Raw genomic sequence first — 25,886 nt, 5'->3', positions numbered from 1 at the left:
CTATTGGAGTATATAAACAGCAAAAAGTCAAAAATATTTTTTTGCATGAAAGATGATTTTTGACTCAGGCGCATCCTCCTGATAGCCAATGCATCGATCACACCAAAAAATCTTTATCTTTAATTTTATCTAATCACCGTAAAACTACTATGAGCAAACTATCCTTATTAAAAAATCTACTTGTCCTGATCTCAGCTTTCGCGATGGCGCTTCCGGCAGCTGCGCAGGCACCAAAGGCCGAGGCCGGCATTGCCGATATTATGAAAGAGCTGGATGCCGCCGGTGTTTCGGTAGCGGTGGTAAAGGATAATAAAATAATCTATACCCATTCATTTGGCTATCAGAATATTGAAAGCAACAAGCCTTTAACCGATCAGAGTATTTTCAGGATAGCGTCTATCTCCAAATCGTTTTCGGCAACATCAATTATGCAGTTGGTTGAGGCAGGCAAATTATCGCTTGATGACGATTTTAGCAAGCTGATCGGTTTTAAGGTACGAAATCCTAATTTCCCCAATACGGTGATCACACTAAAAATGGTGATGTCGCACACCTCAAGCCTGAACGACAGTCAGGGCTATTTTAGTTTGGATGGCATTAATCCGGATAAAAACCCAAACTCGGCAAAATGTTATAACAGTTACGAGCCGGGCAAAGGTTTCCAGTATTGTAACCTTAATTACAATATGGTAGGTACCGTTATCGAAAGGATATCGGGCGAGCGTTTTGACCAGTATGTTAAGCACCATGTGCTTGACCCGCTTGGGCTTTACGGCGGATATTGTGTGGACTCGTTAGATAAAACGCGGTTTGCCACCTTGTACGAGTATGATGAAAAAACACGCAAGCTAACAGCCGACCCGGGCGCGTACAATCCGCGGCGCGACGAGATCAAAAACTACGTAATGGGCTACAGCACGCCTATATTTTCGCCAACCGGGGGTATGAAGATATCGGCTACCGACCTGGCCCGGTACATGATGATGCACATGAACTACGGTAAATATAACGGCGTAAGGCTGATGAAGAAAAAACACTCCAAACTGATGCAAACCAAGGTATCGGATAATGAGGGTGGTTACGGACTGGCCCTGCGCGGCTCGCACGACCTGATTGCCGGTGAAGATATGATGGGGCATACCGGCTCGGCATATGGCTTATACAGCGCCATGTTTTTTCAGCCTAAACAAAAGTTTGGTTTTGTGGTGATCTGCAATGGCTGTAACCCGGCGTTTATGCCCGGCAGCCAGGATATCTGCCTGATGATGCGCAAAACCATCAATTGCCTGTACGATAATTTTATAAAAGAAAGTAATTAAGGTATGCGCAGTGCCTTGCCTGCCTTTGCCTCCAACTGGCCGATCAGGCGGTTGACCTGCTTTTCCAATATTTGGGGAGTTTTTAAATTGTTAAGATAGCGCAGCACCTCTTTTCGCCTGGAAGCGGGTAGTGCGTCAAAATCGTGCAGCAGGTTTTTTTGCTCCAGCTTTTGCCTTAATTGCGGCGACATGGGGTGTTCCTGTTCAGGGTTGGTGGTGTCCTGCTCTATCACCAGGTCGGCAACCTGACCGACCATTTGCCTGATATTTTTTATAGTGATGGTATTGATAAACAGACGATAGGAAGCGCCCTTAACCGGCACCAGTGATTTAGTGAACGGGATGTTATTTACGGTACCCTTTATCCTGATGTAACCTTTAACCGCAATGAGCTGCGATGTGATACCGGCAGGTACATCCACACAAAAGTTGATACCCGTTTTGTAAATAACGGCTCTGAACGGGTATAATTTTGACTCAGGCATAAATTGATGCGATAGTACTAATTTACAACAATCGATAATGATAGCGAAGCAGCATTAATATATAGTCATTAGCCGAGTAATAAACATTTTACATCATATCCCTATCACAATACGGCCTGTATAAAACATATAAACAAACCTATCGTTTTAAATTGTTTACTGTGCGTTTAAACTAAATGCCTTTATGGAGAAATTTTACCTGGTTTATAAAAGGTTTCGGGTATCAAGATCACTGCTGTTACTTTTTTTTACAGGCATAACTACCTTAGCCTATTGCCAGGAAACCGGCCCGCCGGATACGATCAAAGCAAAACCGGCAGTCAAATCGCGGAAAGCAGCAGATGATCTGAGCAAACAGTTTGATATTACCGATCTGACCCGCGCTTTATTTCATCCGCATAAAAAAGCCGATAGCACACATAATAAATCGGGCATTATAGTAGTGCCCAATATAGCGGCTAATCCAACCATAGGCGCGCAAATAGGCATTAAGGCCGTTGCCGGACGAAAATTGGGTGACGACCCGAATACGTTTTTATCTGTAGCCGCAACCTCGGCATCCATTACAACCAAAGGGATCATTTATTTTTATGTTAACCATAATATATTTACACCGGGCAATAAATGGAACTTGCAGGGTAACCTGGTGGTATCAAAAACCGTGACCCCCGATTACGGTTTAGGCATTGGCGTTAATAACAGTAACGGCAGCCCTGCCGATGAAGTGCTGGCCAATGATAAGCGCAAGGTTTACCCCATACACTCTTATTATTATAACGCCCGCGAAAAGATCTATAAAGAGCTGGCCAAAAATCTTTTTGTAGGTGCGGGGCTATCTTTTGAGATAAGAAGACACATTGAAATAAGTGATACCATTAACAACGCTACACCAATGAGCGTGTATAACAACCAGCACGGTTTTCCGCAGGATCATTATACTGCGGCCGGTTTTCTTTTTAATGCGCAGTATACATCGCGTGATAACCAGAACCGCGCCTATAAAGGTATTTATGCCGATGCAGGTTTAAGGATCAATCAAAGCTGGATAGGGAGTACCAAAAATTCGGTGCAGCTAACCTCCGATTTCCGTAAGTATTTTAGCTTGTCGGCGGCCAATCCCGAAACCGTACTGGCTGTTTGGAATTGGGGATCATACCTGTTGGGTGGCGCTGTACCTTACCTGGAGCTGCCGGGCACCGCCCGCGACGGGGCCTTTAAAAGCGGCCGTGGTTACACCGCGCAATACTTTAAAAGCACTTTGTTTAACGACACCGAGGCCGAGTTAAGGTACCCGATAACCAGGAACAAGTTTTTAAGTGGTGTGGTTTTTGGCAGCCTGCAAAGCGCCAATGATGAGCAGGGAACTAGGTTGTTCCAGGTGTTTCAACCCGGTTACGGAGCCGGCTTACGCGTACTTTTCAATAAAGCTACACGCACCAACCTGGCGCTTGATTATGCGTTTGGAAAATTTGGCAATAAAGGTTTCTTCCTTAACCTCAACGAAGCATTTTAAACTCCCCTGCATTGTAATTAACGGCTAACTGAGTGGCCTGCGGTCAATTTTACGTCAAAAAATTAAACTCCGGCCCGCAAAAACCTTTTTATCAAAAAGGTGTTTTTATTTTTGTATTCCCCACTATTACGTGATGAAAAATGATAAAAAAAGCTTTTTTCGTACTGGTATTGGGTTTACTCTACCTGGTATCACTACTGCCTTTTTGGTTACTCTACCTAATTGCCGATCTGATCTTTTTAGTGCTGTATTACGTTGCCCGCTACAGGCGCAGGGTGGTTGACGATAATTTACTGCACGCGTTTCCGGAGAAAACGCAAGAAGAAAGAGCAAACATAAGGCGACAGTATTTTAAGTATATGGCCAACCTGATGGTAGAGGCGGTAAAACTGCTTACCATATCGCCAGCCGAAGTAGCCAGGCGCGTACGGATAACCAACGTTGAAATAATTACACAGGCTTTTGCCGGCGGGCAAAGTGTAATTGGTGTTTTGGGCCATTATGGTAACTGGGAATTAGGCGCACTGCGGTTTGGCCAGTTATTTAAGCAACGCCGCATTATTATCTATAAACCTTTACATAACCGCTTTGCTGATAAGGCGATCACCAGGCTGCGATCGCGCTTTGGGGCCACGCTGGTGAGCATGAAACAAACCGTGCGCAAACTAATGGAGTATCGCGGCGAGCAGACCGTAACCGTAATTGCGGGCGACCAAACACCGGCCAAGCCCGAAGTAACCTATTTTACCAAATTTTTAAACCAACCCACAGCCATATTTTTAGGTGTGGAAAAGCTGGCCAAAATGACCAACAGTGTTGTGGTGTTTTGCGACATCAGGGTGCTGAAACGTGGGTATTACCACTGCACTTTTGTACCGATGTTTGCCGCGCCCAAACAAACTGCTGAGCACGAAATTACCGACACACACGTACAATACCTGGAGCAGGTCATCCGGCATGAGCCGCAGTACTGGCTATGGTCGCACCGGAGATGGAAGTTTAAACCGGAAGATTTTAACAACGCTGCGAATACTGCCTATTAAACTGATAATTAGCCTTGCTCACAAACAAACAGAGCCCTTAACTTTCGTTAAAGGCTCCGGCTTGTGCTATTGTACTTTATTATTTTGCAGGCATTGAAATAGCGGCTCCGTTCACTATTACATTTTCCATGGTGAGGCCTTTAAGGTTTGCCGCTTCCGACCCGGTATTTTTAAGCTGTACGTTTACATTTTTTAAGGTCATGGTACCAAACTCGGTACCGGCATTGCCGGCTATGCGGCCCATTGAGCTGCCCGAACCTTTTACATTGCTGATGGTGATGTTACGCACCAGCGATTTTGGCGGCTCTTGTCCTTTCAAATCAAAATATTGTGTCCATGGTGCTACGGTAAACAGGGTAGCGTTGTCTTCCATGGTGATGTCTTCTAAACTAATATTTTCGTATTGCTGCGGGGTATCGGGGCGTAGTTTTAAACGCAATACGTTGGTGCCTTTGGCAGTACAGCGTTTAATATCCACATCGCGCACAATGGTTGCTTCACTGCCGCAGGTCATTACGCCGCCACCTTTTTCAAACACACAATCATGAATGTGGATACGCTCAACCGGCGGGCTGTCTTTATCCTGTAAAGCAAACGGGCCCTTAGAGCCTTTCAGTGCAATATCATCATCGCCGGTCGAAAAAAAGCAGTTACCAATGGTCACGTCCTGCGAACTGTCCACGTCGATACCGTCAGAGCTTGGTGCATGATCGTCGGGCACACGGCCGCCCGGTGCTATAAAGCGACAGTTATCAACTGTAACTTCCTGGTTTTTGTACAGGTGCAGGTTCCAAAAGCCGGAGTTTAAAAAGGTAATGCCTTTAACCTCTACATCGTGCGAGTTTTGGATAAAACAAAGCTGCGGACGCTCCACACTCAGGTTGGTGGTTTTAGGATCGGCAGTGCGGCGGCTGTAAAACAGTTTCCAGAACGGTTCGCCGTTACCATCTAAAGTGCCCTTGCCGGTGATATGCAGGTGATCGCATTTATCGGCATTTACCAAAGCCATGCGCCATGGCTCGGTATGGCCCTCAATGCGGCGCGGTTGTTTAGGATAATCCTCAATGTTTTGCGAGCCGCGCAGTATCGAGCCTTCCTGCATATCGATGTTTACGCCCGGTTTTAAAAAAATAGCGCCGCTTAAAAATATGCCTTTCGGGATGATAACAGTGCCGCCGCCTTTTTTGGCACACAGATCAATAACGGCCTGTATGGCTTTGGTGTTTAATGTTTTGGCATCGCCAACAGCGCCGTGTTGGGCAATGTTATAGGTTTTTTTGCCTGCTGCAAAGGCTGTTGTAAGCCCGAATGGCATAAACAGCAGCAAGGCTATAGCAATATGTTTTTTCATAAAAATAAAAAAAGACGGGTTAAATTGGTTTCAGGCGAACATACGGATTATAAACAAAACAGCCGTCCTGTGGTATCCGGTATGAAGTGCATCCTTAATAAGAACCCAGAATCACATACATATTGATATTCGTATATATAATCCATTGGCTTATCTTTATATTAAAGAATCCATCTCCAATGTTAAATGAAACCAACGAAATAAATCGGGTTAATCTACTTTTAGGCACTTGGTTAACAACTGTTCGCCTTAGCAACGCGGTAAATTATTTCGATATTAACAAATCCTCAGAAGGTTTATGTCTTGGATTACTAAACCTCGTTTATAATTACAAGTTGTCAGATTTAAACGATGAAAAGATAAATTTCCCCGGCATTGATCTTGGAGACAAAGGGGGTTCTAAAATTGCATTTCAGGTAACTTCGCGCACGGATGTCGCAAAAATCATTAGTTCACTGAAAGTTGCTGTGGCTAAGGGTCACCATCAAATATTTTCTAATGGCATCAGATTCTTTATATTAAATCAGGATAGGAAAATTACATTTACCAAAACGAACACTCCCCAAAAGATTCTTAGCTCATTTGTCGACTCAACCGACCTTTTTTATCCGGAAACACTTATCCGTGACATAAAAAAACTTTACCGAACAGATCATAACAGGTTTTTATTGGTCAAAGATCTGCTTGAAAATGAGGTGGGCCACTCGCTTCAGCAAGCGTCATCCGCTGCCATCTTAAATTTGAACTTGGAATTACAACTTAGTAAAAAAGAACTCGAAAATGAAATAGACAACTTGCGAAAAAATGTTGTGCCCGAACTTGAGCTAACGCCTGGACAGATAAAAGAAATAAATAAGTTCCTTGAAATTTATAATACGATTTTAGAACGAGAATTCAAGCTGATAAAAGACTGTTTGTACTCTGACTATTTTAAGATAGGCGTAGGAATTATTAGATATGAAAAGAATAATTATTCTTTTCTACTATTCCCGGTTCCGTATACAAGTAACGAACCGCTAATTAAGCGAATCAAAACAGATACTTCGTTTGATATTGGCAAAGCCGTCATCACAGGTACAGTTTTAGTACTTCATTACTCACATGAAAATACCATAGGTGATCAGCCATTTAAATTAGCTTACAGTACGATTAAGGACGATTTTGAGCGCGCATTTAAACAATATCAATTCCCCATTCATGATGATTTTGTAGTAAATGAGTATCTTACCAGTTTTGTTGACAGCTTTCATGTGATTTTAGGATTTAATTCGATTCAGAACACCTATGATTTGTCTGAAATTAAATTTACTATAAATAAAGTATGGCCGATATGGTTGGAATCAATCCTAAATATTAATCCGGCATTAAACCATATTCATTGTAATGTTGATGACTTTCAAAATCGAAAAGATACCCCCGAACATAAAAAGCAGATGGAATTAGCTTTCCAACGTGCGAAAATGGATGATGTGCCTGTTGTTAAAGTCGATCCCACATCGACAATATATAATATCGCACTGGTTAATTATTATATTGACTACTTGGAAAGAAATGACATTACTGCAACTACACGAATTTACAACGTTGGTCAAACAAAGCCACATATTTATGGAACGGTTTGGAGTTCTTGGAATATGGAAATCATGGCTAAAAATTTGAAAATATTCTTTGAAAACTTTGCACGAGTTTATAATCAGTTTCTTGCCGAATACTTCCCCCTATTAACAAAAGAGTTGGCTTTATTCGATCATGGAAATACTCTAATATTTCTTTTAATTAAAGATCATTCATTAACGCATGGTCCACAGATTGAATACTTTAAATTAAAATCAGTGGCACAAAAGCAAAATAGCATTCATTTTTATGTAAGTGATGACTTGGATAACCCAATAGATAAGACAATATTTTCCACTGGAGAAGTTTGGACACGTCCTATAACGATCAATGGCAACTACTATAATTTGCGAGGAACCGGAATGATCGATATTTCTTTTATTAATAGTAAACTCCCTTCTTACTCACTCATCAAATTAATGGTTGCTGAAAAAGTAAAAAGCTATTTGGAGAATAAGATATAGTGTTTAAACAACCAAATAGGTAATCTTATTGGGTTCTAAATCAGCATGATTGTATATTTTTATCTCACAAAAAATGCGTATATTGTAACAAGCGCGAGGCTGTTTGGTTGTTGAGTTATTGGTTATTGAGTAAATTGGCGGGGTTGTAAAGTATGGAACAGGCGAAAAATTTCTTACAATTTCCCCCCTGCTGTTCATGATTGAAGGATTGAGTTTTGAATGATTGAATGGGATAAGTACTTGAAAAATTTCTTACAATTTCCCCCCTGGGAACTGAGGCAAGAATCAAGAGCCAGGAATCAAGACTAAAACAATGGTGAAATATTCTTACAATTTCCCCCCTGGGAACTGAGGCAAGAATCAAGAGCCAGGAATCAAGACTAAAACAATGGTGAAATATTCTTACAATTTCCCCCCTGCTGTTCATGATTGATTGAGTTTCAGTCTCAGTGTACATATTATAAAACAGCGACAGCTGCTTTCAGCGTCACATCATCCTTATTCAGGATCTTAAAGTAGGCATCATCGCCCCATTTAAACCGGGCGGCAAAAGCTTTAAGGTACAGGCGTATCTTTTTATCCGATTGTTTGATCTGGTCCGAATCAAGCTGTTTTAGCGTTTTGCTTGCGTACAACAGGAAATCGGTAAAAGTATCATCGTTAACCTGGTAGTTCTTACTAAAGGCATCAAAGGTGGGGTATTGCTTTATATCCCGCTGCATTTTTTGTATTGCAAAAGCCATAAAATGCTGGCGGTTGCTCAGGCTGTACAGTAATTCGGTATTGCCGGTAGTATCGGCGGGGATAAATACATCGGGCATAATGCCGCCACCGCTAAAAACTTTGCGCCCATTAGCGGTATGGTATTTTGATGGCTGCTTGAAGATGCTGTCGTCCAGGTTGCTTTTCTCCGAAAACAGTTCGCCTTTGCGCATCCGTTCGGCCAGCTCGTTATGGTAAGTATCAGCACCATCCTTATACGATTTTTGTATAGACCTGCCCGAGGGGGTGTAATACCGCGCTATGGTTAAATTTACTGCCGAACCATCACCAAAGGCAAACTGTTCCTGCACCAGGCCTTTACCAAATGAGCGCCTGCCCACAATAGTGGCGCGGTCCAGGTCCTGTAAGGCACCGGCCAGTATTTCACTTGCCGAGGCCGAGTACTCGTTGATCAGCACAGCAAGCTTACCTTTTTCAAACAGGCCCGAGTCGGTAGCAAAGTAATCGGTACGCGGTTCGTGTACCCCCCGGGTGTACATAATCAGCTTACCGGCGGGTAAAAACTCATCGGCCATAGCCGTAGCCGCGCTCAGGTAACCGCCGCCGTTGTCGCGCAGGTCGAGCACCAGTTTCTGCATGCCCTGTGCCTGCAGTTTTTTCAAAGCGGCTTTAAAATCACGATCGGTGGTGGCGGCAAACTTGCTTATTTTAACATAGCCGGTATTGGGGCCAACCATATAGGCCGCGTCCAGGCTGCTCAGGTCAACATGGTCGCGTTTAAGGTTTAAGGTTTTCACCGATGTGCTGCCCGGGTGCAATACGCCTATTTGTAGTTCTGTATTTTTTGCGCCTCTAAAATTAGCGTCTATCTGGTCGGTAGTGAGGTGCGTACCAGCCAGCTTTTTATCGTTAAGGTTAATTACCCTGTCGCCGCTAACAATGCCTGCCCTTGCAGCAGGCCCGCCCGGTAAAACCTGGCTGATATACAGCGTATCATCCAGCATCAGGTACTCAATGCCAACACCGTAAAAGCCACCATCCAGGCGCTCATTTATTGATTGTGCCCGCTGTGACGGAAGATAAAGCGAATGCGGATCAAGGTTTTGCAAAACCTGGTTAACGGTTTTACCTTCAAGGCTATCTATATCAACCGAGTCGACATATTTATCGTGCACCAGTTTAACAACGCGCTGCAGTTTATCATTGCCGTTTAAAAAGAACCGGTGCCCGCCTAAGTTTTCGTTGCTGAACCAAATACCCATCAAGGCCCCTGCAAACAACAGCATAATGGTACGAAAAAAAGTTATTGCGTTATTTTTCATTAATTTACACCCGCTAAAGTAAGCATTGCATATTATCAACAATAATTTTATGTTGATAGCTTTAAGTATTTGGTAAATTTTAGCAATTTTGTTTATTATAATATAACGCCATTGAAAATAGTCACCGAAAAGGATTCTCACTATAACAACCTGGAGCAAATGCCGGTTAACGAGATCCTGTTAAACATTAATAAGGAAGACCAGACAGTTGCCGATGCCGTTAAAAAGGCTATCCCCCAACTGGAAAAACTGGTAACTATAACCGCCGAAAGGATGAAAAACGGTGGGCGCCTGTTTTACATAGGCGCGGGTACCAGCGGCAGGCTGGGTGTGGTTGATGCATCAGAATGCCCGCCAACATACGGCGTACCGTTTGATTGGGTGGTAGGTATTATTGCCGGTGGTGATGGCGCCATCCGCAAGGCCGTTGAGTTTGCCGAAGACGATGCCGAACAAGCCTGGAAAGACTTACAGGAATATCAAATTAACGATAAGGACGTACTGGTGGGCCTTGCCGCGTCGGGCACTACACCGTACGTGATAGGCGGTTTGCAAATGGCCAATAAAAATGGGGTAGTAACCGGCTGTATAGTTTGTAATGAGGGCGGCCCTATTGCCGCTGCGGCGCAATACCCGGTTGAAATGGTTACCGGCCCCGAGTTTGTTACGGGTTCCACCCGGATGAAAGCCGGTACCGCCCAAAAGCTGGCCCTTAACATGCTAAGCACCGCTGTAATGATCCAGCTGGGCCGCGTTAAAGGCAATAAAATGGTGGATATGCAGCTGTCAAACAATAAGCTGATAGACCGCGGCACCAATATGGTGATGCAGGCCACCGGGCTTGATGAGCAAACCGCGGCCAGCCTGCTCGAAAAGTACGGCAGCGTGCGGCAGGCAGTAGACCATGCACCCATAACACAGAGGAAATAACCAAAGAATCAGAGAGGGGGTTGGGACAGGGATGCACGAGATAGAACCATATTACCGCTGGCGCGATGATTATGTAGCATCAGAAGACGAGCACTCGCCGTTTTACGCTACCGAATACAACGAGTTTGAGTTTGATAAGCAGGTTTACAATTACCTGCTGCACCCCCAATGGGATTCGTTTGGCTCCAGCACACTTTATTTAAAAGTTTTATTTGTTGATTACGATCGTGGTTATTCCATCATCGAATTTATCGGCGAGTGGAACGACGCCATCGATAACGACATTATGGTACTGAAGCGCGAGATACTGGAACTGATGATGGACGAAGGTATCAACAAATTCATCCTCATTGGCGAAAATGTGCTCAATTTCCACTCCAGCGACGATTGCTATTACGAAGAATGGTTCCAGGAGGTTGAAGACGGGTGGATAGCCGGCATTAATTTCCGCGAGCATGTTATCGAAGAATTTAAACAAAACAACATCGACTATTACATTAATTTTGGCGGCGTTTTGGATGATTTAAGCTGGCGTACGCTTAAACCCTTACAGGTATTTAAAAAAGTTGAAGAACAATTGGTAAAGCGCTTGAATTAATTGGACTTATAACTATATTGCACTAAAAAAATACAAATAACGTTTATAGATTTAAATTTTAATAGAAATGGAAACAAAGGATTTTAATTATAAATATGACAATGTACTTCAGGTAGACGAAGGTGCCGCATCCCGCAAATTTTTAGGAAGTGTCTTTACCTGGATGTTTGTAGCCATGATCATATCCGGTATCACTACTTATTTTTTCACAACCGATATTAAATACCTGCAATTGATAGTCGACCCTGTACAAGGCGGCTTAACCGGTTTTGGGTATTTTGCGATCTTTTCGCCAATACTGTTTTCGCTGGTGATGAACTTCGGCTTTAACAAACTGTCGTTCCCGGTATTGATAGCCCTGTTTATTGCTTACTCAGCAATCATTGGTATCAGCTTAAGTCTGGTATTTTTGGTTTACACGGCTGCATCAATACTGAACGTATTTGTGGCCGGTGTGGTTATCTTCGCAGCAATGGCTATTGCCGGATACTATACCACCCAGGATCTGTCAAAGTTTGGAAACTTGCTTTGGTATGGTATGATTGGCGTTGTAGCAGCATCGTTCCTTAACTTCTGGATCGGCGGCGATACCCTGAGCTATATCATCGGCATCGTTGGTTCGGCAGTATTTATCGGCTTAACCGCTTATTACATGCAAATGCTAAAACAGATCGGCGCACAAGCCGAATCCGGTACCGAGAGCACAAATAAACTGGCATTAATGGGTGCACTGTCATTATACATTACCCTTATTAACTTAATTCTTTCACTGCTCCGCTTATTCGGCCGCAGAAGATAATTTTTAAATAACTTACACAAAATGCCGTTGAAAGTATTGTACTTTTCAACGGCATTTTTTTTACTAACTGTCTTAATCTTGATTCTTGCATCCTGGCTCTTGATTCTCTCCTTTTTATTACGCACCTTTGTGGTGCTTATAGAGAAAGACGGAGGGATTAGACCCTGCGATGTCTTAGCAACCTGTACTTACAAGGTGCTACATTCTACTTAAACCTCACTTCGCGGTTTAAGACAGATAAGCGAAAGTCAAACCAAAAACCCGACTTTTCGACGTAAGCAGATTTTTAGTATTGCGATTTGAGTATTACGTATAGCGATTGTTACCCGTAATTTTCGTATGTCATATCTCAATACGCAATACGCTATACTCAATACCAAAAAATGGACATCAGACAAGAACTCAAAAAACGTATTCTCATTATCGACGGCGCAATGGGCACCATGATACAGCGGTATCAACTCACCGAGGCCGACTTTCGTGGCGAACGTTTTAAAGATCACCCATCGGACCTGCAGGGCAATAACGACCTGCTTAACATCACGCGCCCCGATGTGATCAAAGCTATACATGCCGATTACCTCGAAGCCGGTGCCGATATTATCGAAACCAACACCTTCAGCACACAGGTCATCTCACTTGCCGATTATCACCTGGAGCCTTTAGCTTACGAATTAAGCTACGAAGGTGCCCGTTTGGCTAAAGAAGTTGCTACCGAATACACAGCAAAGAACCCCGAAAAGCCACGTTTTGTTGCAGGTGCCATCGGGCCAACCAACCGCACGGCCTCCCTGTCGCCCGACGTGAACGACCCGGGTTACCGCGCCGTAACTTTTGACGACCTGGTAAACGCTTATTACGATCAGGTGCGTGGCCTGGTTGATGGCGGCAGCGACGTGCTGCTGATCGAAACCATTTTTGATACGCTCAACTGCAAAGCTGCCATCTTTGCCATTAAAAAGTACGAAGAGGAATGTAAGGCAGCAGGCAAACATTACCCTGCCTTTTTGCCTACAGGCGGTATCATGATCTCGGGCACCATTACCGATGCTTCCGGCCGTACGCTATCCGGGCAAACTGTAGAGGCGTTCTGGAACTCGGTTCGGCACGCCAATTTGCTCTCTATCGGCTTAAACTGTGCGCTTGGCGCGAAGGAAATGCGCCCGCATATTGAAGAGCTATCGCATATATCCGATGTGTTTATATCGGCATACCCTAACGCAGGTTTACCCAACGAGTTTGGCGCTTACGACGAAACACCGCACGAAACCGCTCATTTGGTTGAAGACTTTATGGAAAGCGGCCTGGTAAACATTGCCGGTGGTTGTTGTGGTACTACGCCCGACCATATCCGTTGCATCGCCGAAAAGGCGGCAAAATTCCAGCCGCGGAAGGTGGGCGAAATAACGCCCTATATGCGCTTAAGCGGATTGGAATCGGTAAACATCACACCCGAAACTAATTTTGTGAACGTAGGCGAACGTACCAATATTACCGGTTCGCCAAAGTTTAGCAAACTTATCCTGGCCGAAGATTTTGAAGGTGCACTGGTAGTTGCGCGCCAGCAGGTTGACGGCGGCGCGCAGGTGATCGACGTGAACATGGACGAGGGCATGATCGATTCGGAAGCCACCATGGTGAAGTTTTTAAACCTCATTGCCTCCGAACCTGATATTGCCAAACTGCCCATCATGGTCGATTCGTCCAAATGGACAGTGATCGAAGCCGGCTTAAAATGTTTACAGGGCAAAGGCATCGTTAACTCTATCTCACTTAAAGAAGGCGAAGATAAATTCCGCGAATACGCGTCTAAAATATTGCAATACGGCGCAGCCACGGTAGTGATGGCCTTTGATGAACAAGGCCAGGCCGATAGCTACGAGCGTCGTATCGAGATCTGTAAACGCAGTTACGATATTTTGGTGAACGAGATCGGCTTCCCGCCGCAGGACATTATTTTCGACCCTAACATATTAACCGTTGCCACGGGACTGGAAGAGCATAACAATTATGCGGTCGACTTCATCAACGCCACCCGCTGGATAAAACAAAACCTGCCAATGGCCAAGGTAAGCGGTGGCGTAAGTAATATCTCGTTCTCCTTCCGCGGTAACAACGTGGTGCGCGAGGCTATGCACTCGGCCTTTCTGTACCACGCCATTAAGGCCGGTATGGATATGGGTATCGTAAACGCGGGCATGCTCGAGGTTTACGAGGAGATCCCGAAAGATCTGTTGGAACGTGTTGAAGATGTCTTGCTCAATCGTCGCCCCGATGCTACCGAGCGCCTGGTTGACTTTGCCGAAACGGTAAAGAGTAAAGGTAAAGAGATCGTTAAAGATGAAGAGTGGCGTAAAGACCCGGTCGAAAAACGCTTATCGCACGCCCTGGTTAAAGGTATCATCGAATATCTTGACGATGACGTGGAAGAAGCACGCTTAAAATATGCCAAACCCTTAGAGGTGATCGAGGGCCCGCTGATGGACGGTATGAACATCGTGGGCGATCTGTTTGGCGCCGGTAAAATGTTTTTGCCGCAGGTGGTAAAATCGGCCCGGGTGATGAAAAAGGCCGTGGCGTACCTGTTGCCATTTATCGAACTCGAAAAACAACGGGTTATCGATGCCGGCGAAACTACCGGTAACGAACGCGCCAACGCGGGTAAAGTACTCATGGCTACCGTAAAAGGCGATGTGCACGATATCGGTAAAAACATTGTAGGCGTGGTACTGGCCTGTAACAACTTCGAGGTGATCGATCTTGGTGTAATGGTGCCTGCGCAAAAGATCATCGAGGAAGCCAAGGCCCAAAATGTCGATATAATCGGCTTAAGCGGTTTGATCACCCCATCGTTAGATGAGATGGTTCACTTTGCCAAAGAAATGGAGCGCCAAAACTTTACCATTCCGCTTATTGTCGGCGGCGCAACCACATCGCGTATCCATGCCGCGGTAAAGATCGCGCCAAATTATTCAGGTCCGGCTATACACGTGTTGGATGCCTCGCGCAGCGTTACCGTATGCAGCAGCCTGATGAGTCATGAAAACCGCGACAGCTATATCCAGGGCATCCGCGATGAATATGATAAAGCCCGCGAAGCCCATTTGAATAAAAAGTCCGATAAGCGTTTTGTCACCATAGGTGAAGCCCGTAAACAACGGATTGAATTGAACTTAAACGGGGCGATGCCGCCCAAACCAACGTTTGCCGGCACTAAGGTTTTTGAAGCATTTCCATTGGAGGAATTGGTGCCTTATATCGATTGGACGCCTTTCTTCCACACCTGGGAGTTGCGCGGCAGCTATCCAAAAATATTTGACGACAAGACCGTCGGCGTTGAAGCTAAAAAGCTTTATGATGATGCGCAGGCGTTAATGAATAAGATCGTATCCGAAAAGCTGTTACAGGCCAACGGCGTTATCGGTTTCTGGCCGGCAAACAGCGTTGGCGACGATATTGAGCTGTATACTGACGAAACCCGCACCAAGGTGTTGGATACCATTTACACCCTTCGCCAGCAGGCCGAAAAAGTTAAGGACGAGCCATATTATGCCCTGTCGGATTTTATCGCTCCAAAAGCAAGCGGCGTACCCGATTACTGGGGTGGCTTTGCTGTAACCGCGGGAATTGGCTGCGACGAACTGGTGGCCAAATTTGAAGCCGATTACGACGATTACAACAGCATTATGGCCAAAGCCATTGCCGATCGTTTTGCCGAAGCTTTCGCCGAAAAAATGCACGAGCTGGTACGTAAGGATTACTGGGGCTACGCCAGAGAAGAGCACCTCGAAAGCGAAGACCTGATCAAAGAAAAATACCAGGGAATCCGCCCGGCACCGGGATACCCCGCCTGCCCGGATCATACCGAAAAAACAACGCTGTTTAAACTGCTCAAAGCCGAAGACAACGCCCAAATGCACCTGACAGAGAGCTTAGCCATGACGCCTGCCGCATCGGTAAGCGGGTTCTACTTCGCCCACCCGCAATCGCGCTACTTCGGCTTAGGCAAAATCAATAAAGACCAGGTGGAAGATTACGCGGTACGTAAAGGCATGCCGCTGGAAGAGGTTGAGCGATGGTTAAGCCCAAACCTTGCATACTAAACCGCTTGTCATTTCGGGCATTCATAAGAAGGGGCTGTGCGATTCCCTCCCACCGAGAGGGTGCAGGGAGGGGGTCACGAACGAAACTTAACCGGTTTGTCATTTCGACGATAGGAGAAATCTTCTGCTCGCGACAGGTCTGCACCACGGCAGGCGCACGCAGATGAAAAAGCAGAAGATTTCTCTCTCGTACCTCGTTCGAAATGACATAGTTTTATATATAATTGTACATTAAAAATTAGAAGCCTCTTAGAGGTTTACAGCATGAAAATTACTGAGCATATAAGCAACGCCAAGGGCAAAACACTATTCTCGTTCGAACTCTTACCGCCTATCAAAGGCTCGAGCATACAAGGCATCTTTAACGCTATCGATCCGCTAATGGAGCTAAACCCTCCGTTTATCGATGTAACATCACTGCGCGAAGATCATATCTACAAAGAACACCCGAACGGTTTGCTTGAAAAAGTAATCACCCGCAAACGCCCTGGTACTGTTGCTGTTTGCGCGGCTATTATGAACAAGTATAAAGTTGATGCCGTACCTCACTTAATCTGCGGTGGCTTTACCAAAGAAGAAACCGAGTACGCCCTCATCGACCTGCAATTTTTAGGTATCGATAACGTGTTGGTGCTGCGCGGCGATGCCCGTAAAGCCGACTCGGGCTTTGTACCAACCCCAGGCGGCCATACCTATGCTACCGACCTGCTTGGCCAGGTAGTGAACATGAACAACGGCATTTACCTGCACGATGATGTAGAATCGCCCTACAAAACCGATTTCTGTATCGGTGTAGCCGGTTACCCCGAAAAACACTTCGAGGCCCCAAACCTCAAAACCGACTTTAAATACCTCAAACAAAAGGTTGATATGGGTGCGGGCTTTATTGTTACCCAGATGTTCTTCGATAATCAAAAGTACTTCGATTTTGTAAACAACTGCCGCGCCAACGGCATCAACGTACCCATCATACCGGGATTAAAACCTATTACCGTATCCAAACAATTGATCAGCCTGTCGAAGATCTTCCATATCGACATCCCCGAAGCCTTAACCGAAGCCATTACCGATGCCAAAACCAAGGAAGATGTGCGCGAAGTCGGCATTCAGTGGATGATACAGCAATGTAAAGAACTGGTTCAATTTGGTGTACCTGTATTGCACTTTTACACCATGGGCAACCCCGAGCCTACCAAACGCATTGCACAGGCAATATTTTAATTGTAGTAGATATTTTTTACATTTGAGACAACATACGCCCGCTGCTCCCCCTGGCGGCCTACCTGTCTTTTACTGTACAACCTATCACTATGAAATTCATTGTCACTTTCAAAAATCCGGTTTTTACCCATGGCGCGTATAAAACTGCTCCATCTAAACCAATCGAGGCCGTAGTAATTAATGATTACTCCGTAACCGGTAACTTTTTAACGTGCACCTCTACCGATCATAACCGCAAAATGATCATCCCGCTGGATAACATTTTGGGCCTGTGCGAGTCGTTTGAATAGTCAGAGATATTGCGTCAATTCTTTTTCAAGTTCGGCCGCGGAGGTGAAGTGAATTGAGGCAATTCCTATTTCGCGTGCTGCCAATACATTACGGTAATTATCGTCGATAAACAATGCTTCGGTGGTTTTAACGTGATAACGATCCAGTAACAACTGATAAAACCTGGGGTCGGGCTTGCGTATGCCCTCCAGGCCCGATATCACCAGGCCATCAAAGTCATTTAAAAAATCGTATTTGCTTAGCGCGATGGGCCAGGTTTCGGCCGACCAGTTACTTAAAGCGTATAACTTGTATTTACCGCTATCTTTTAACTTTTTAAATATATCCGGCATACCGGATATGGGTCCGTTCAGCATTTCGTCCCAGCGGCTGTAAAACGCACGGATATTGGCTTCCTGTTCCGGGTGTTTGGCTACTAATATTTCCGTTCCTTCTTTTATCGGCCTGCCTGCATCCTGCTCTTCGTTCCAGGCTGAAGTACAGATGTTGGCTAAAAAGTCATCTATCTCAGCCTCGGTGGCAAACAGTTTTCGGTACAAATGCTTCGGGTGCCAGTCGATCAGTACTGCGCCCAGGTCGAAGATGATGGTGTTGATCATAGATGTTTATATAACAACCCAGGCGTGGATAAAATAGGTAAGTCTTGAGCCATTTATAAATTCGGATAGAGCTGTATTGGTTGTCGCACTATCATTGGTTAATTCAATAAAACAAACTTCGGGGTTATGTAGTAGTTTGTTAAAAACCCAAAACTTAAACCGTTTGATCCGGGGAGAATTACTTAAAAATGGAACTTCTTCAAAGTTATCTATGGTATATGAATAGAGTTTTTTAACCAAATCCCGATCAAGAGTGTCGGCCATATTTTCATTTAGTTTAACACCTTTAACTTTTTCGCCTACGTTCCTGTTGTATCCATGGTTTTCTATAATATCCGGATACAAAATCCCCTTTTCAAAAATTGATCTTAATGCAGTATTAGAGATGCGAATTCCTAATATCGTACTACCAAACTTTATGGTATCTGCATTGATGATGGATATCGAACCTTTAAACCTTTCAAAAGTTTGAGGAGTATATTCGTTCTTAAATAATTGCTTTGTCCAATAATCCTCCTGCTCGCCCTGGTTGGCAAAGTAAGGCTCCACCCGCACATTGCTTGTGTCAAATTTGCTTTGCGCGACACCGCTTATAGCAAGTAACGTAGAGAGCATGAAAAACACAAGTATCTTCATATCCAAATATACTATAGTTTGGATACCTAATTTTAAGATTTTTCTTCCCTCGCCAAAATTCTGTACATTCGTTAAAAATCAAAATTATATGTTCAAATATTTACAGCGCACCGTATTATTTGCAAGTGCGGCAATTATAGCAACATCCTGCTCACAACCTAAAACAGTAGCATTTGATGAACAGGATGGCTTAGCGGCCTTTAATAAGGATAGCCTGGTTAAACATATCGTAACCCTGTCATCAAACGAGTTTAAGGGCCGCAGGCCATTCACCGTTGGCGAAACCAAAACCATAGCTTACCTGCAAAGCGCTTTTAAGGCCTACGGCTTGGAGCCGGGCAACGGCGACAGCTACCTGCAGGAAGTACCAATGGTAGAGATAACCCCGAAATCGGTCTCCTTACTTACTGTTAAGGGCCCCAAAAACACCTGCACGCTGCAAAATATCAACGATTTTGTAATGTGGACTGAACGTACCGACACCGTGAATACCCTTAAAGACGACGATCTGGTTTTTGCCGGTTTTGGCGTGGTAGCACCCGAGTACAACTGGAACGATTATGCCGGCCTTAATGTAAAAGGCAAAGTAGTAATGGTAATGGTGAACGACCCCGGCTTTGCCACAGGCGATACCACCATGTTTAAAGGCAAAGCCATGACCTACTATGGCCGCTGGACCTACAAATACGAGGAAGCAGCCCGCCAGGGCGCCAAAGGCTGTATCATCATTCACAATACTGCCGCAGCATCGTATCCTTTTAATGTGGTACAAAACTCAAACAGCGGTGTTAAACTGCACCTGGATAAACGCGGCAGCAATGCTTACCAGTTGGCGGTACAAGGGTGGGTTACCCACCACAGTGCTATCAATATGCTGCTGGCTGCCGGTAAGGATACCAGCGTGTTAGTTGCCGCCAATAAACACGGCTTTAAAGGTTTTGATATGGGATTGAAACTTTCGGTTACGGTAAATACCAAAGTGGTGTTCAACAGATCGCACAATGTAATAGCCAAAATACCCGGCACCAAACGTCCTGATGAATATATCATCTACTCGGCCCACTGGGATCATTTCGGCGTAGGCAAACCCGATGAAAAAGGCGACACCATTTACCACGGCGCACTGGATAACGGTAGCGGTACGGCTTCTATTTTAGAGATGGCCCGGGCCTTCAAAAGCATGAAAACACAGCCCGAGCGCACCGTCGTTTTCTTAGCTGTAACAGCCGAGGAACAAGGTTTGTTGGGTTCGGAATATTATGGCCAACACCCCGTTTACCCGCTGGATAAAACCGTGGCCGCCCTCAATATCGATGTGATCAATAATTTCGGCAAAACCAAAGACCTGGCCATCTCCGGCGAAGGACAATCAGAACTGGAAGACTATGTAAAAGCCGAACTCCAGAAAAAAGGCCGTTACCTGGCACCCGAAGCCAACCCCGAAGCGGGCCATTTTTACCGCTCTGATCACTTTAACTTTGCCAAAGTGGGTGTACCATCGTTAACCACCTCGGCCGGTATAGATGTGGTAGGCAAAGGTAAAACCTATGGCCAAAAAATGCTGGATGACTATACCACCAACCGCTACCATCGCCCGGCCGATATGTACGACTCCACCTGGAACCTCGACGGCGGTATGGAAGATATTGAGCTATTGTTCCAGGTAGGTAAACGCCTGGCCTTTGAAACCACTTTCCCCAAATGGAAAGATGGATCGGAGTTTAAAAAGTTGAGACAGTAAGAAATTTCGGATATCGAATTTTCGATTTCGGATTTATTTTTTGGCAGTCATGCCGAACTTGTTTCGGCAACCCATCATACAGAGAGGCTGTGCAAGTCTCTCTACGCGTCATTGTGAGGTACAAAGCAATCTCTATGCTATACAGGTCCGATTGAAGGTATCGATCGTCCTATGTAGGGATTGCTGCGCTACCGCTCGCAATGACGCTTTTTTTATTAGGCGTTCTCTAAAAGGTATTTCTTAAACCCTGCAAAATCCGTCTCCAAACTAACAGATAAACTCGGCTTATCTTCCAGCTCTTTCACCTGCTCCGGCACCACAATTTTATCGGCAATCTCATCCGAAAATACTTCGGGAAACTTGCATGGGTGCGCTGTCGATAAAAATACACCTGCGGCTTTATTGCTGGGGTTAGCTTTTTGATAATCCTTTAAAGCTTGCCACGCTATCGCCGTATGCGGGCAAACCACATAACCGTATTGCTTGTAAACCGCCTCAATAGCTTCACGGGTCTGTTCATCGGTATAACTGCAGCCGCTTACCAGTTGTTTCAGCTTTTCAGGATCCTGGAAGATATGCGCTATGCGGATCCAGTTGCTCGGATTACCCACATCCATTGCGTTACTCAAAGTCGCCACCGATGGTTTGGGTTTGTAAAAACCGGTATTTAAAAATTTGGGCACGGTATCGTTTGCATTGGTTGCCGCAATAAATTGCTTTACCGGCAGCCCCATTTTCCAGGCTAATAAACCGGCGCCCAGGTTACCAAAGTTACCGCTCGGTACGCTAAACACCACATCAGTTTTACCTGCACGCAGCAGCTGCGCATAGGCGTTAAAATAGTAAAAGGTTTGCGGTATTAAGCGCGCAATATTAATTGAGTTTGCCGATGTCAACCTAAATTTCCCGTTCAGTTCATCATTTACAAAGGCTTGTTTTACCAAAGCCTGGCAATCGTCAAAAGTACCGTCAACCTCAACCGCGCGGATGTTTTGCCCGTTGGTGGTTAATTGCTGCTCCTGTATCGGGCTAACCTTGCCTTTTGGGTACAATATCGTCACACGGGTATTGGGCACACCCAAAAAGCCCAGAGCTACGGCACCACCGGTATCCCCGCTGGTAGCCACCAAAATATCCAGCATTTTCTCGCCGTCGCGCAAAAAGTAGCTCATTACCCGACTCATAAAACGGGCGCCAAAATCTTTAAAGGCTAATGATGGCCCGTGGAAAAGTTCCAGCACGTAAACATCTTCTTCCAGCTTTACTACCGGCGCTTCAAAGTTGATGGCATCCTCAACAATGGCCTTCAGATCCTGCTCGGGGATAGAATCACTCAACATGGTTTTAGCCACTTCAAAGGCAATCTCCTGAAGGGAATACTTACCCAGGTTGCTCAAAAACTCCGGGCTTAATTGGGGGATGTTCACCGGCATATATAAACCTTTATCCTGCGGTAAGCTGTTAAAAACGGCTTCCTTAAAAGGCACATGCACTGCCGGGCTATTGGTACTGTAAAATTTCATGGTGTATTTAACCTAATATTTGGGGGCCTTGTTCATTAACGGCTGATACGTAAGTATAGCTGGCAATGTTGAGGGTTTTTAAATGTTGTTGTATGTTGTTGGTGATGTTATGGGCAGTTTGCTCATCGCGGGTAAACGCGAAGACCGATGGGCCCGAACCTGATATACCAAAGCTGATAGCGCCGCCTTCCATTGCCATTTCGCGCATTTTGTAAAAATCGGGGATGAGGATGGAACGCACCGGCTCAACCAACACATCGTGCATGCTACGGCCTATCAGGTCGAGATCGTTCATAAACAAACCGCTTACCAAACCGGCTACGTTACCCCATTGCACCACGGCGTCTTTGAGTTGCACGCTTTTGCGGATCATCTGGCGGGCATCGCGGGTTGGCACGTCCACATCCGGGAAAACGATGGCGCAATATAAACCATCAGGTACCGGTAGTTTAATGATATCCAGAGGTTCATAACTACGGATGAGCACAAAACCACCCAGCATAGCCGGGGCAACGTTATCCGCATGGCCATAACCACAGGCCAACTCTTCGCCTTTCATGGCAAACGGTACCATTTCCATCGGCGTAAGCAAATCGCCCATTAACTTATTGATGGCATACAAGCCCGCAACCGTACTTGCCGAACTCGAACCCAAACCACTGCCAATAGGCATTTTTTTGTAAAGTTCAATTTCCACACCCACATCGGTGCGGTTAACGTGTTTCAGATAATGCTGTACACTTGCGCTAACGGTATTTTTTTCGGCAGCTAAAGGCAGCTTGCCGTTATCGCCTTCAATTTTGGTGAGCACAACTCCGGGCTTATCAACCAGGCGCATCACTACCTCATCGCCAGGCGCATTAACCGCAAACCCCAGCACATCAAACCCGCATACTACATTAGCAACCGTTGCCGGCGCGAATACTTTAATTGATTTCATTTTATTTTTAGTCCGGAAGACCGAAAGTCGGAAAGTCCGAAAGATTGTTTATTACCTGTTTATTATCATTTTGTCATCTCGAACGCTAGTGAGAGATCTTCTGCTTCAGACTCATCGCTTCGCAAGTCGCTTACAGAAGATTTCTCTCTCGTCCCTCGTTCGAAATGACAAGGTTGTTGTTGTGTTAATTCCTGCTTCGTGTCTCTTGATTCCCTCCTAATGGGTTCCCACATTCACAATATCGGCAAACACACCTGCGGCGGTTACCTCGGCGCCTGCCCCCGGGCCTTTTACTACCAGCGGGCGGTCCTTATACCTTTCGGTGGTGAAGGATATGATATTATCACTTCCCGAAAGGGTATAAAAAGGATGGTTCTCATCCACTGCCTGTAAGGTGATACTTACCTTGCCATCTTCCAGCTTGCCTATGTAGCGCAACACTTTTCCGTCGGCTTCGGCTTTGGCCTTCATATCGGCAAAAAATTTGCCTTCATTGTTCAGCTCTTTATAAAAATCGGCAACGGTACCTGCATCTAAACATGCTTTTGGCAGCATGCTTTCAATATTCACATCGCCGGGTTCCAATACATACCCTGCATCGCGGGCAAGGATCAGCATTTTGCGCATAAAGTCGGTGCCGCGCAGGTCGTCGCGCGGATCGGGTTCGGTATAGCCTTTGTCCTGCGCGGTCTTCACCACATCATGGAAGCTTACATCACCTTTAAAATTATTGAAAATGAACGAGATCGTACCCGAAAGGATAGCCTCGATACGGATCACCCTGTCGCCGCTCATCATCAGATCTTTTAATGTGCGTACTATCGGTAAACCTGCACCAACATTGGTTTCGTAATAAAAATCAACGCCATGCTTGCGGGCGGTATCCTTAAAAATTTTGTATTGGGCGTAAGTACCCGAGTTGCCAATTTTGTTGCAGGTTACTATCGAGATGTTCGATTTAAAAACGCGTTCGTAATACCCAATAGGTGTCGGGCTGGCAGTGTTATCGGCAAATACGCAGTTAGGCAAATTCATGGCCTGCATTTTAGCAACAAATTCGTCCAGGTTGGCAGATTGGCCCGATGCCTCTAAAGCTTCCTTCCAGTTATCGAGCGAAAGCCCATCCTCGTTAAATACCATTTTACGGGTATTGCTGATGCCCACAATTTTTACCTGGATACCGTTATGCTGTTTTAAAAACTCTGCATGCTCATTTAACTGACGGAACAAGGTTGTGCCAATGTTGCCGGTACCTAAACAGAACACGTGCAACGTTTTATTTAATGATACGAAGAACGAATCGTGTACCGCATTTAAGGCTTTCGCCAGATCGCTGCGGGAAATGATCACTGAGATATTGTATTCGGATGAGCCCTGCGCTATCGCGCGAACATTGATACCGTTACGGCCCAGCGCATGGAACAATTTGCCCGATATGCCGGGAGTTTGTTTCATGTTCTCGCCAACTATAGCCAGTACCGACAGGTTTTGTTCGATCTGCGGTTTATCCAGCTTTTTGGCCTGTAGTTCAAGTTCAAATTCCTGCTCTATCAAATGCAGTGCCTTTACCGCATCAGCCGGTGGGATAGCAAAAGTGATGCTATGCTCAGACGATGACTGGGTGATCAGGATCACGCTGATCTGCTCACGCGCCAGCATACTGAACAGGCGGCCGCTAAAGCCTGCCTTGCCTACCATGCCGCTACCTTCGAGGTTGATGATGCTTACTTCGTTGATAGACGAAATACCTTTGATAGGCAGGTTTGACGGGCTAACGTTGTGCCTAATATAAGTTCCGGCGAAAGCGGTATCAAAAGTATTGAGGATAACGATCGGGATCTTTTTCAAAAAGGCCGGGATCATGGTTGGCGGGTAAATTACCTTGGCGCCAAAGAACGAAAGCTCCATTGCTTCGGTGTACGACAGTTCGGGTAACGAAAATGCCTTTTTCACCATGCGCGGGTCGGCGGTCATCATGCCGTTCACATCGGTCCACACCTGTATTTCGCTGGCATTAAGCGCCGAGCCTAAAATGGCTGCGGTATAATCGCTGCCGCCGCGGCCCAGGGTGGTAATGCGGCCGGCATCGTTGCTGGATATAAAGCCGGTTACAAAAAGCAAACGCCCGGTATTTTCGTAATAGTAATTGCGCACCAGCATTTCGGTGAGCTCCATATTCACCTTGGCGTGGCCAAAGCTGCTGTCGGTTTTGATCAGGTCGGCAGCGTTAACAAACTGCGATTGCGGAAACTGCTGCGCGGCTATTTTACTCACCATAAAGGTTGAGCAGCGCTCGCCGTAGCTTAGTACCAGGTCCCTGGTTTGGGCTGTTAACTCGCGTAAGCTATGGATACCATTCAGCAGGTCTTCCAGCTCGTTAAAATAGATCTTCAGCTTGGTAAATACCGGGTTTTGTTGCTGCACTTCTAACAAAGCACGCACAACGTCGAAGTGTTTTTTTTCAAGCTCAGCCAGCGAATCGCTAAAGCTGTTACCCAATGCAGCCTGCTCGGCCATAGATACCAACAGGTTGGTTACACCGCTCATGGCCGATAATACAACTACCGGGTTCTCTCCATTTTGGGTTTCCTGTTTCAGGATGTTAAGCACAGTGCTGATACTTTGTACCGAACCAACCGAAGTGCCACCGAATTTTAAAACTTTCATTTTT

At 45.5% G+C, this 25,886-nt stretch carries 19 protein-coding genes and 1 riboswitch; of the genes, 11 read left to right on the top strand and 8 right to left on the bottom strand.

The window, feature by feature from the left end; translation table 11 throughout:
* The first annotated feature begins 149 nt into the window (after positions 1-149).
* The gene (locus ACFGVR_RS07280) at positions 150-1,319 is read left to right on the top strand and encodes a serine hydrolase domain-containing protein (RefSeq protein WP_448702080.1); all 1,170 of its coding nucleotides are present in this window, start codon (positions 150-152) and stop codon (positions 1,317-1,319) included.
* On the opposite strand, the gene ACFGVR_RS07275 is transcribed toward ACFGVR_RS07280, so the two are convergent.
* Entirely contained in the window at positions 1,316-1,804 is a 489-nt protein-coding gene (locus tag ACFGVR_RS07275) for a DUF1905 domain-containing protein (protein WP_448702079.1), read from the bottom strand. The two genes, ACFGVR_RS07280 and ACFGVR_RS07275, sit on opposite strands and share 4 nt — an antisense overlap.
* A 184-nt stretch (positions 1,805-1,988) precedes the next feature.
* On the opposite strand from ACFGVR_RS07275, the gene ACFGVR_RS07270 reads away from it, so the two are divergent.
* Together ACFGVR_RS07270 and ACFGVR_RS07265 are read left to right on the top strand one after the other, a co-directional pair.
* Positions 1,989-3,317, top strand: a complete 1,329-nt coding sequence (locus ACFGVR_RS07270; RefSeq protein ID WP_448702077.1) for a BamA/TamA family outer membrane protein — start codon at positions 1,989-1,991, stop codon at positions 3,315-3,317.
* Between the two features lie 140 nt (positions 3,318-3,457).
* Positions 3,458-4,360 (top strand): lysophospholipid acyltransferase family protein, encoded by a 903-nt coding sequence (locus ACFGVR_RS07265; RefSeq protein WP_448702076.1) that lies wholly within the window; start codon positions 3,458-3,460, stop codon positions 4,358-4,360.
* 79 nt (positions 4,361-4,439) lie between these two features.
* Here the strand turns inward: ACFGVR_RS07265 and ACFGVR_RS07260 are convergent, their stop codons facing one another.
* Complete coding sequence (locus ACFGVR_RS07260) at positions 4,440-5,711, bottom strand: glycoside hydrolase family 28 protein (protein WP_448702074.1); 1,272 nt, start codon at positions 5,709-5,711, stop codon at positions 4,440-4,442.
* A gap of 179 nt (positions 5,712-5,890) precedes the next feature.
* Here ACFGVR_RS07260 and ACFGVR_RS07255 point away from each other — a divergent pair, with 179 nt between their 5' ends.
* Entirely contained in the window at positions 5,891-7,789 is a 1,899-nt protein-coding gene (locus tag ACFGVR_RS07255; RefSeq protein WP_448702073.1) for an SMEK domain-containing protein, read from the top strand.
* Positions 7,790-8,247: 458 nt separating this feature from the next.
* Here ACFGVR_RS07255 and ACFGVR_RS07250 read toward each other — a convergent pair whose 3' ends face one another.
* Entirely contained in the window at positions 8,248-9,834 is a 1,587-nt protein-coding gene (locus ACFGVR_RS07250) for a S41 family peptidase (RefSeq protein WP_448702072.1), read from the bottom strand.
* Positions 9,835-9,945: 111 nt separating this feature from the next.
* On the opposite strand from ACFGVR_RS07250, the gene murQ reads away from it, so the two are divergent.
* The 6 genes from murQ (at position 9,946) to ACFGVR_RS07220 (ending at position 17,775) form a co-directional block, all read left to right on the top strand.
* Entirely contained in the window at positions 9,946-10,764 is an 819-nt protein-coding gene (gene murQ, locus ACFGVR_RS07245) for an N-acetylmuramic acid 6-phosphate etherase (protein WP_448702071.1), read from the top strand.
* A gap of 31 nt (positions 10,765-10,795) precedes the next feature.
* Positions 10,796-11,362, top strand: coding sequence for a hypothetical protein (locus ACFGVR_RS07240; protein WP_448702070.1), 567 nt, complete (start codon positions 10,796-10,798; stop codon positions 11,360-11,362).
* 67 nt (positions 11,363-11,429) lie between these two features.
* Positions 11,430-12,161 carry a Bax inhibitor-1/YccA family protein gene (locus ACFGVR_RS07235; RefSeq protein WP_448702069.1) on the top strand — a complete coding sequence of 244 codons (732 nt, stop codon included), beginning with the start codon at positions 11,430-11,432 and terminating at the stop codon, positions 12,159-12,161.
* Positions 12,162-12,294: 133 nt separating this feature from the next.
* Positions 12,295-12,405, top strand: a riboswitch (SAM riboswitch).
* 139 nt (positions 12,406-12,544) lie between these two features.
* Positions 12,545-16,264 (top strand): methionine synthase, encoded by a 3,720-nt coding sequence (gene metH / locus ACFGVR_RS07230; protein WP_448702068.1) that lies wholly within the window; start codon positions 12,545-12,547, stop codon positions 16,262-16,264.
* A 264-nt stretch (positions 16,265-16,528) separates the two neighbouring features.
* On the top strand, positions 16,529-17,485 hold the full coding sequence (gene metF, locus ACFGVR_RS07225) for a methylenetetrahydrofolate reductase [NAD(P)H] (protein ID WP_448702066.1): 957 nt from the start codon (positions 16,529-16,531) through the stop codon (positions 17,483-17,485).
* Positions 17,486-17,574: 89 nt separating this feature from the next.
* Positions 17,575-17,775 (top strand): hypothetical protein, encoded by a 201-nt coding sequence (locus ACFGVR_RS07220; RefSeq protein WP_448702065.1) that lies wholly within the window; start codon positions 17,575-17,577, stop codon positions 17,773-17,775.
* Here the strand turns inward: ACFGVR_RS07220 and ACFGVR_RS07215 are convergent, their stop codons facing one another.
* Positions 17,776-18,375, bottom strand: coding sequence for an HAD family hydrolase (locus tag ACFGVR_RS07215; protein ID WP_448702064.1), 600 nt, complete (start codon positions 18,373-18,375; stop codon positions 17,776-17,778).
* A 6-nt stretch (positions 18,376-18,381) separates the two neighbouring features.
* The gene (locus ACFGVR_RS07210; RefSeq protein ID WP_448702062.1) at positions 18,382-19,017 is read right to left on the bottom strand and encodes a hypothetical protein; all 636 of its coding nucleotides are present in this window, start codon (positions 19,015-19,017) and stop codon (positions 18,382-18,384) included.
* An 82-nt stretch (positions 19,018-19,099) separates the two neighbouring features.
* Between ACFGVR_RS07210 and ACFGVR_RS07205 the strand changes: the two genes are divergently transcribed.
* Positions 19,100-20,752: a M28 family metallopeptidase gene (locus tag ACFGVR_RS07205; RefSeq protein WP_448702061.1), complete on the top strand. Its 1,653-nt coding sequence runs from the start codon at positions 19,100-19,102 to the stop codon at positions 20,750-20,752.
* 215 nt (positions 20,753-20,967) lie between these two features.
* Here ACFGVR_RS07205 and thrC read toward each other — a convergent pair whose 3' ends face one another.
* From thrC to thrA, 3 genes are all read right to left on the bottom strand, one after another.
* Entirely contained in the window at positions 20,968-22,275 is a 1,308-nt protein-coding gene (thrC, locus tag ACFGVR_RS07200; protein WP_448702059.1) for a threonine synthase, read from the bottom strand.
* A gap of 7 nt (positions 22,276-22,282) precedes the next feature.
* A complete protein-coding gene (locus ACFGVR_RS07195; protein ID WP_448702058.1) occupies positions 22,283-23,215 on the bottom strand; it encodes a homoserine kinase in 933 nt (310 codons plus the stop codon).
* Positions 23,216-23,431: 216 nt separating this feature from the next.
* A complete protein-coding gene (thrA, locus tag ACFGVR_RS07190) occupies positions 23,432-25,882 on the bottom strand; it encodes a bifunctional aspartate kinase/homoserine dehydrogenase I (RefSeq protein ID WP_448702056.1) in 2,451 nt (816 codons plus the stop codon).
* Between the last annotated feature and the right edge of the window lie 4 nt (positions 25,883-25,886).

This window comes from Mucilaginibacter aureus (assembly GCF_053514885.1).
The sequence above is the reverse complement of the archived record's forward strand: the minus strand, read 5'-3'. Positions and strand labels throughout refer to the sequence as shown.